Below are 8,243 nucleotides of genomic sequence, written 5' to 3' on the forward strand. Positions count from 1 at the left end.
CTGCCGATGGTCATCAGCAGCAGGCCCGGGACGAGATAGGCGATGTAGTCCAAGCGGTCGGCGCCGCCGCCACCGATGCCCGCGCTCATCACGCCCCCGAAGACGTAGACGAAGAGCAGCAGCAGCATGATCGGCGTGAGCAGCAGGTTCAGCGTCATGGACGGGTAGCGCCGCGCATGCAGCAGATTGCGGCGCAGCATCGTGGACGAGTCGCGCACGGCGAGGGACAGGGCGCTCATCGGACGGTCTCCTTGGGCTGGTTGTTCTTCGGCTGGTTGGTCTTGGGCTGGTTGGTCGGCTGGTTGGTGCCGCCGGTCAAGGCGAAGAACACGTCGTCGAGGTCGGGGGTGTGCACGGTCAGCTCGTCCGCCTCGATACCAGCGGAGTCCAGCCAGTCGAGGATGGCGCGCAGCTCGCGCTGGCTGCCGTCGCTGGGGATCTGCAGCGCCAGCGCCTCCTCGTCCCGGGTCACCTCGCGCAACGCGACAGCGGCGGACTGGTACGCGGCCGGGTCGGTGAACCGCAGCCGCACGTGCCCGCCCGGGATGAGCCGCTTCAGCTCGCCGGCGCTGCCCTGGGCGGCGATCTTGCCGTCGTGCAGCACCGCGATACGGTCGGCGAGCTCGTCCGCCTCCTCCAGGTACTGCGTGGTGAGGAAGACGGTCACCCCGCCCGTGACCAGTTCGCGAATGATCTGCCACATGGTGTGGCGGGAGCGGGGGTCGAGGCCGGTGGTCGGCTCGTCGAGGAAGATGATCCGCGGGCTGCCGACCAGTGTCATGGCGATGTCCAGGCGGCGCTTCATGCCGCCGGAGTAGCTGGAGACGGGCTTCTTCGCCGCCTCGGTGAGGTCGAAGCGCTCCAGGAGTTCGGCGGCGACCCGCCGTCCCTCCTGCTTGGACAGGTGGTGGAGGTCCGCCATGAGGAGCATGTTCTCCTCGCCGGTGATCAACCCGTCCACGGCGGAGAACTGCCCCGTGACACCGATCGCGGCCCGCACGGCCTGCGGGTCGGCGGCCAGATCGTGGCCGCCGACGTGCAGCTCGCCGGCGTCGGCCCTGATGAGGGTGGAGAGGATCTTGACGGCGGTGGTCTTGCCCGCGCCGTTCGGCCCGAGCAGCGCGAACACGGACCCGGCCGGGATACGCAGATCGATACCGTCGAGGACTGTCTTGTCCCCGTAGGCCTTGGCCAGTCCCTTGGCCGCGATGGCGAGTGAGCGGGATGTCGTTGTCGTCATGCCGCAGAGGTTGCGGCAGGGTGCATTCAGCGCGGTTTCAGGGTGCTTTCAGCGCCCTGAAACCGGGGGTTGCCTCGGGTAGCTGTGGTGCGTCGCTGTGTCTGACCTGTGCGGACGGGGCGAGCAGTGGCGCAGGGCTGCCGGTCGGCAGGCTAACCGTTTGCCGGGGTGGATGAGCCTTTCTGCCCTTCCGCTCCCGGGATCGCCCTAGCTAGGCCCCCGGCAGGCCCTGTTCGGCACGGAACTCATCGAGCAGCTCAAAGAACAGCTCGATCGCGGGCCGGTCCGTGGCCTCGGCCGTGCGCTCGATCTCGACCGCCCAGCCCAGCGAGCTGTTGTACTCATACCCCAGCCGCGGCCACAGCCAGTCGGCGAACGGGCCGCCCTGCCGGAAGTCAAGCTCTTCCTCGGCGCCGTGAACCTTCAATGCCACGTGATAGCCGAACAGCATGGAACTCAGATGCTGAAGCGAACTACCTCGCACCCACATCCCCGGGCGTAGTCGCACCTCCTCCAGGAGGTCGTACACATCGCGCATCTCGGTGAGCTGTCTGGGCGCCCGCCGGGCCATCTCCGCCTCTGCCATGCGGGAACCCTACTGTCGCTTCGAGGACCACCCAACGGGGCAGGGGACTTTCGAACAGCGAGACGAAGCCGCCCTGCGCCATGAGGTCGTCTGAGTAAGTCGTCAACCATCACCCGACGCCGAATTGTCAAGCTTCACCCTGAGACTCGACAAGGCACTTCGGGGCTCTAGTTACGGAACCGTGGTCAGTGCCCGAGGAAATGACATGACCGTGAGACAGAAGGCATGCCAACGGTCGTGGGACACCGCGAGAAACCGCAGGTCGAAGCATCGGGCAATGCCACGGGCGGCGAGAACCTACATCTGTAGGCTCTCAAACAAATTTCGTGTCGGGATCTCGCGCTTGGTGCCGGATGGAAGCCGGATCCGACGTGGCACTGAGACGTGCAGGTACCGCCTGTACCTCGTTTCGCGTGGGAACGCCGATGCCTGGAAGGCCAAACGGCCGCGTCGGGAACAGCCGGTCCGGCAGGCACTGTTGCATCACCGAGGCACCGGCGCCGGACGGACGGGGAACACGGAGACCACAAGGTCGTCCGCCCACCAGGATCCGGGCTCCAGAATCCGGGCCCAAGGATCGCGGTACGCCCGCCGCGCACTCGGACCAAGACGCATTTCTGCAGGAGGACTGTTTCATGACTGACCGGCCCTTGACGCTCATGGCAGTACATGCCCACCCCGACGACGAGGCCACCGGAACCGGAGGGGTCCTCGCGCGGTACGCGGCGGAAGGCATCCGCACGGTTCTCGTGACGTGTACCGACGGCGGTTGCGGTGACGGCACGGGAGGCGTCAAGCCGGGCGATCCCGGACACGATCCGGCGGCCGTCGTCTCGATACGCCGTCAAGAACTCGAGGTGAGCTGTGACGTCCTGAAGGTCAGCGATCTGGAGATGCTGGACTACGCCGACTCCGGGATGACGGGCTGGCCGAGCAACGACGCCCCCGGATCCTTCTGGCAGACCCCCGTGGAGGAAGGTGCGGCCCGACTTGCGGAACTCATGCGGCACTACCGACCCGACGTGGTCGTCACCTACGACGAGAACGGCTTCTACGGCCACCCCGACCACATCCAGGCCCACCGCATCACGATGGCGGCGCTGAAGATGACCGCGCTGACACCGAAGGTGTACTGGACGACGATGCCCCGCTCGATGATGCAGCGGTTCGGGGAGATCGTGCGCGAGTTCCATGAGGACATGCCGGAGCCGGACCCTGCCGAGGCCGCCGCGATGGCCGAGATCGGCCTTCCCGACGATGAGATCACCACGTGGGTGGACACCACCGCGTTCAGCGGCCAGAAGTTCGATGCGCTGGCCGCGCACGCCAGTCAGGGCGAGAACATCTTCTTCCTCAAGATGGGCAAGGAGAGGTTCGGTGAGTTGATGGGCATAGAGACCTTCGTACGTGTCAAGGACGCCACCGGCGCCGCCGTACCCGAGAGCGATCTCTTCGCCGGACTGCGCTGATCCGCCCGTCCGACCGGGGCCCAGGCCAGCTCATCGGCCGCACAGCGCGATCGAGCGCGTCACACACCCGGAGGCTTACGGAGGCTTCTCCACGCGAGTTCCGCTCCGACAGCCCACGACCAGGCCCTCGTCGGCGGCGTCGACGCGTGCCCGCACTGCCGACCCGACACCTCGCTCGTCACCCAAGGCAACCGCACAGGTGGGAGACCTGCGGGCTGCTGACTCGGAAGGTGCGCGACAGCCCAGGTCACAAGCCCGGCGGTCTGCTCCGATCAGGACAGACCGCCGGGGAAGCGACACGAAGCTGAGACTCCGATGTCCGACACGCCACGAGGCAGCGGACAACGGAAGAAGCGCAGGTCACGAGGCCGGTCTCCGATACCAGCCGCGAGACCCTGTTGTCCTCAGCCTAGAAGGCTCACCGCCGCCCGGCATGCCCGCAGGAGTCAGCGGCCACCGCTTCGCCGGACGCAACGCCCTGGCGGTGCCCACCAGCACCGCCACCCAGAACCCACCGGGGAGTCCGACGGCTTGATCAATCTCAAGTTGGCCGCGAACCACTTTGGTCCAAGAGCCACCGGATATCAGGTTAGCGAGCCCCTCGCCCGTGGGTTCAGACGCTGATACTGGCGTCCAGCGTGGTCCCCCCTCGCCGAGGCCGCGGCTGCGACGTCGCCTTGAGTGCGTCATTGACCAGGGGCTCTGCCGAGTTGCTTCATGCTGGACGGTCAGAGCAACCAGAAGGAGGCGGCGATGATCGCAAGAGTGGCGGTGTGGGAACCGATGCCGACTGACGACCGGGACTGGGTGCTGGAGGCCGCCGCCACCGTGTCCGGTGTCCATGGCGCGTATCACCTCGTCGATCCTGCTACTGGCAACGGACTGTCCATCGCCTTCTTCGAGGACGAAGCCGCAGCTCACGCTGCGCGAGAGGCGATCGAGCAGCGCGCCGAGGAGATCGGCTGGAACAGCGCCCCGCATCCGGCACCCGTCTCCCACACGATGTATCAGGTTGTCCGACACGTGTAGTGCGGCGCCAGGAATGGCGGTGCCCCGCGCAGACCGCCTGGCTTCGATCGGAGGCCCTGAGCCTCTTGCCGGGCCATGACTGCCCAGGGCCTCCGACTGCCCGGGCCCAACCCTGATCACGGTGACAAGAGGATGCGGCGTCGAAGGAGGTCGAAGTTGGCCCGACCGTACATCTGCCTCTTCAGCGGGTGTTTGAACTCCTGCAGGTCAGACCGGTCAGCGAGGTGCGGGAGTTCGTTGTCAGTGCGACCGTCTATCTTTCGGCGCATGACACAGATGGATCTTCCTGCGTTCGATCGTGAATGGACTCGTTTTGAGTCGTGGCTCAGGTCGAACTCGCCCGCCGATCTGGCCACCTTGCGAGGGCCGGCGGGGCGCGAGCGGCTCATCGAGCTGGAATCACGGCTCGGCTTCGACCTGCATCCGGAGCTCAAGGCACTGCTGGAACAACACGATGGAGCCGCTGAACCTGTTGCGGTCACTGGCTCACGCAGGCTTCTGCCTGCTGGTGCGTTTCTTCCGTCGGGACACCGGCTCAGTGGCGTGGACGACATCGTGATGATGTACGACGTGCTCGTGTACGTCGGCAAGGACAACATCGAAGCCGACCTGTGGGAGGAGGACGCGCTGGCCGTGAACCTGCATCGCTGCGTGCCGTTCGCACTTCCCAACGACGGCGGTGTCGCCTTTGTCGACCACCGCCCCGGGCCCTCATACGGGCGCGTATATGAGATGGGCATCGGGTCCGGAGATCTGGACGGGCCCCTGTGGGCAACCAGCCTGACAGAGTTCTTCCGCGCCCTGGCCGACGCTCTGGAGACTGACGGTTCCTTCCTGTACTACTGGCCCGCACCCTACGAAGACGAATCGGGCCACCACTGCCTTGAGTGGAGGATCCGAACCTGAGCGCGGCCGGGACGGATCACCACGCTCCCGGCAGTACCGCCGAGCCGCCCACCAGTCCAGGTGGGGCGGCCGGAAGGGCCGGCAGGGAGGGGAGGTACTCACCAGTGCCGCAAGGCCAAGGGGAAGTACACGTCCTTCCCCGACTACCTCGACAAGGTCGAGGCGGTGGTCTGCAACAAGCGCACCACGGAATCGCTGGTCAAAGCCGGCGCCTTCTACAGCATGGAGCACACCCGCATGGGGCTGACCGCGCACTTCGAGCCGATGATCGCAACGTGGTGGCGGTCAAGCGCAAGGAGGCCGAGGGGCGTCGACCTCTCCGGCGGCATGGCCAAGGAGGAGACCAGCGAGCCCGGCTTCGGACTCGACGTCACCTTCTCCGAGGACGAGTGGGACAAGACCTACCTGCTCGCCCAAGAACGGGAGATGCTCGGCCTCCATGTCTCAGACCACCCGCTCTTCGGGCTCGAGCACGTCCTGCCGGACAGGGGGGCCGACGCGGCCATCGCCCAGCTCAGTGGGTGTTTGAGATCCCTGGTCGAGTGGTCCGGGAAGCTGGATTCTGGGTGTCATGGCGTCTGGTGGGGTGGTTCGAAGGGATTGCCGAGAATGCGGGGCACTGCTGCCGCCAACGAAGTCGGCGACAGCAGTGTTCTGTTCGGCTAGGTGCAGGTCACGGCGGTGGCGAGGCAATTCCCGTTCGGGCAAGCGGCAGTGGACCACGGACGGGGCGAAACGCCTGGTCGGGCAGCAGGTCGACCAGGCGGTGAAGGTCACGGCCAGTCTGCTCAGCAGGCCCGAGACCGCCGCCGCTCTCCCGGCCGCCGACCGGGTCAGCGTCGTCCAGGAGCTGACACGGGACGACGAGGTCGCCAACCACATCACCTCCAAGCTGTTGCAACGGCCGCGCGTGGCACGCCAGGCCATGCGCGACGACACCCGCTCCACCGTCAACCGGGCCCAGTTCGACAACTCTGAAGAGGCCCGCGAGAAGATCCGCGACCGCGTCCCGGCCGTCCGCAAGATCGAGCACACCATCGAATACGTGGACCTGGTCAGCTCCTGCCACCAATACGTCGCCACCCTGGGCCATCTGGTCCCGCGTCTGCGGGACCAAGAGTTCACCGAGGACGAACGCGAAACGATCCGCCGCGGGATCGCCAAGGTCCGCGGCGCAGCGGACTGGCCGGAGGCCGCGCTCGACACTGGCCAGTTCGCCCTGAACGAGCAGCTCGCCCAGCTCCTCAAGGGCGACTGAGCCATGACCGCCCGTCGCCGCCGCGGCTAGGTCCTGCCGCTGAGCGAGCACTACGGCGACCTGGTCCGCGCCGCGCTGATCGAAGCCAGGCCGACCGGCCTGCAGACCAAGCAGTTGGTCGCCGCCACCCGCCTCACCCCCTCCCAGGTCGCCCGCGGAGTCCGCCACCTGCGCGACATCGGCGCCGCCGAGCACCTGACCCCGATCATCTGGCGACGCAAGGACGGCTACCTCTTCTCCGACGAGCCTGCCGACTGGATCGAGTACGAGAAGAAGCAGTTCGCCTCGTGCTCGGCCGGCTCACCCGGTTGATCACGGGGACGCTCGACCCGCACCTGGCCCGCTATCCCGACGACGAATGGGCACAGGTTGCAGCCGCCCAGCTCACCGGCGTCCGCGCGACCCTCGCCCAGCTCGCCAAATAGACCGATTCCGAGTCCCTGCGATGCTGCTGACCTCCCGCCGACGCCGCTACCCCTCCGACACGACCGTCGGGGAATGGGCGCTGATCGTACCGCTGCTGCCCGTCCCGGCCTGCCGTACCAAGACGGGCGCCAGACGCGAGAAGTGGCACCGCCGCGAGATCGTCGACGCCCTCCGCTATGTCGTCGACAACGGCACGACAACGGCATCAAATGGCGGGCCCTGCCCCCCGACTATCTGCCCTGGCAGACGGTCTACTACCACTTCGCACGCTGGCACCGGATGGGAGTCATGGCGTTCCTGCGCGACCAGCTCCGCCGTCAGATCCGCACTGGCGAGGGGCGATGCCCCTGGCCAGTGACGCTGATCGTCGACTCGCAGTCCGTCAAGGGAGCCGAGACCGTCTCCAAAGCCACTCGCGGCTCCATCTACTGCCCATTAGATCAACGGACGCAAGAGACACATCGCCGTCGACACTCTCGGACTCCCGGTGATGATCACGGTGACGCCCGCCGACACCACCGACCGGGACGCCGCCCGCGAACTCCTCTGGCGTATGTCCGACGTACTGATGCGGGTCAGGACGTACGACCAGCGCGTCTCCTCTTCCCAGCGCAGCCGGAGGCCACCGGGCCCGCCGGTAGGGCTCACGTCCCACATCAGGATCAGATACAGCCGCGCACCGTAATGGTTGCCGGAGTGGCTGATCCGCACCACTCCGGGCGGGAGTCCTTCAGTGGTGAGGGCGTGGTCGAGGGCCTGCGGGTAGGGCCAGTGCGGCAGGTTCTCCCGCTCCCCCAGCCATCCCAGCGGCGCCTACAGCATCGGAGCTCTCCGCGCACCGTCGGAGGTCGGCACGAGGCGGGTCATGAGGCACGCCTGAAGACGGTGGCCGGGCCGATGATGCCGTGGCCGAACTTGTCGCGGACGCGGTCGAGGCCGCCTCGGCCACCAGGCGGGCTTCGCGGACGCCGTCGAGGCTGAGCTGCTGGACGACCTGGTCGGCGTCGACCAGGTCGTCGCCCTTGAGGGCGAGTTCAGTCAGGCGGCCGCGCTGCAGACCGACAGCATCCATCAACTGGTAGGCCAGGACGCGCAGATCGTCGTCGTGCGCGGACGGCTCGGCCATGCGGCGGGTCTTCTCCCACGACGTGCCGCCGGCGAATTTCAGTGTCAGCGTCACCGCACGGGCCGCCTGGCCACGGCGGCGCAGCAGGATCCCGAGGCGGACCACGAGATCGAGCAGGGCGGCGCGGGCGTCGGCGCCGTCCAGGACGTGCCGGTCGAAGGCGCGGCGGACGGTCGCGGCGGCGGGCAGCGTCCGGAGGACCA

The 8,243-nt window shown here is 67.3% G+C and carries 10 protein-coding genes and 3 pseudogenes; 8 read left to right on the forward strand and 5 right to left on the reverse strand.

The annotated features are described in order from the left end of the window. The 3 genes and pseudogenes from AC5P09_RS50530 to AC5P09_RS50540 form a co-directional block, all read right to left on the reverse strand. Positions 1-239: pseudogene (locus AC5P09_RS50530) on the reverse strand (ABC transporter permease); the annotation flags it as partial. Then, positions 236-1,240, reverse strand: coding sequence for an ATP-binding cassette domain-containing protein (locus tag AC5P09_RS50535; protein ID WP_493880406.1), 1,005 nt, complete (start codon positions 1,238-1,240; stop codon positions 236-238). The gene AC5P09_RS50535 and the pseudogene AC5P09_RS50530, both read right to left, overlap by 4 nt. A 211-nt stretch (positions 1,241-1,451) precedes the next feature. Then, positions 1,452-1,826 carry a hypothetical protein gene (locus AC5P09_RS50540; RefSeq protein WP_493880407.1) on the reverse strand — a complete coding sequence of 125 codons (375 nt, stop codon included), beginning with the start codon at positions 1,824-1,826 and terminating at the stop codon, positions 1,452-1,454. A 635-nt stretch (positions 1,827-2,461) separates the two neighbouring features. Here AC5P09_RS50540 and AC5P09_RS50545 point away from each other — a divergent pair. The 8 genes and pseudogenes from AC5P09_RS50545 to AC5P09_RS50580 all read left to right on the forward strand — a co-directional run. Beyond that, positions 2,462-3,295: a PIG-L family deacetylase gene (locus tag AC5P09_RS50545; protein WP_493880408.1), complete on the forward strand. Its 834-nt coding sequence runs from the start codon at positions 2,462-2,464 to the stop codon at positions 3,293-3,295. Between the two features lie 717 nt (positions 3,296-4,012). Continuing rightward, positions 4,013-4,324 carry a hypothetical protein gene (locus AC5P09_RS50550; RefSeq protein WP_493880409.1) on the forward strand — a complete coding sequence of 104 codons (312 nt, stop codon included), beginning with the start codon at positions 4,013-4,015 and terminating at the stop codon, positions 4,322-4,324. Positions 4,325-4,591: 267 nt separating this feature from the next. Next, entirely contained in the window at positions 4,592-5,230 is a 639-nt protein-coding gene (locus AC5P09_RS50555; protein WP_493880410.1) for an SMI1/KNR4 family protein, read from the forward strand. 102 nt (positions 5,231-5,332) lie between these two features. After that, positions 5,333-5,752: pseudogene (locus AC5P09_RS50560) on the forward strand (helix-hairpin-helix domain-containing protein); the annotation flags it as partial. A gap of 244 nt (positions 5,753-5,996) precedes the next feature. Then, a complete protein-coding gene (locus tag AC5P09_RS50565; RefSeq protein ID WP_493880411.1) occupies positions 5,997-6,488 on the forward strand; it encodes a DUF6192 family protein in 492 nt (163 codons plus the stop codon). Between the two features lie 114 nt (positions 6,489-6,602). After that, on the forward strand, positions 6,603-6,800 hold the full coding sequence (locus tag AC5P09_RS50570; protein ID WP_493880412.1) for a hypothetical protein: 198 nt from the start codon (positions 6,603-6,605) through the stop codon (positions 6,798-6,800). After that, a complete protein-coding gene (locus tag AC5P09_RS50575; RefSeq protein ID WP_493880413.1) occupies positions 6,776-6,913 on the forward strand; it encodes a hypothetical protein in 138 nt (45 codons plus the stop codon). The genes AC5P09_RS50570 and AC5P09_RS50575 overlap by 25 nt, the downstream gene beginning before the upstream one ends. Before the next feature lie 73 nt (positions 6,914-6,986). Next, positions 6,987-7,193 (forward strand): annotated as a pseudogene (locus AC5P09_RS50580) (transposase); the annotation flags it as partial. Between the two features lie 156 nt (positions 7,194-7,349). Here the strand turns inward: AC5P09_RS50580 and AC5P09_RS50585 are convergent. Next, on the reverse strand, positions 7,350-7,628 hold the full coding sequence (locus tag AC5P09_RS50585) for a hypothetical protein (protein ID WP_493880414.1): 279 nt from the start codon (positions 7,626-7,628) through the stop codon (positions 7,350-7,352). Positions 7,629-7,644: 16 nt separating this feature from the next. Next, the coding region (locus AC5P09_RS50590; RefSeq protein WP_493880415.1) for a DinB/UmuC family translesion DNA polymerase at positions 7,645-8,243 on the reverse strand (599 nt) is incomplete at its 5' end.

Source organism: Streptomyces sp. a15, assembly GCF_059026085.1.

Coding starts and splice junctions, on each gene's coding strand:
- AC5P09_RS50535 (WP_493880406.1), bottom strand. CDS start 1,240: ATGACGACAACGACATCCCGCTCACTCGCCATCGCGGCCAAGGGACTG.
- AC5P09_RS50550 (WP_493880409.1), top strand. CDS start 4,013: ATGCTGGACGGTCAGAGCAACCAGAAGGAGGCGGCGATGATCGCAAGA.
- AC5P09_RS50545 (WP_493880408.1), top strand. CDS start 2,462: ATGACTGACCGGCCCTTGACGCTCATGGCAGTACATGCCCACCCCGAC.
- AC5P09_RS50540 (WP_493880407.1), bottom strand. CDS start 1,826: ATGGCAGAGGCGGAGATGGCCCGGCGGGCGCCCAGACAGCTCACCGAG.
- AC5P09_RS50555 (WP_493880410.1), top strand. CDS start 4,592: ATGACACAGATGGATCTTCCTGCGTTCGATCGTGAATGGACTCGTTTT.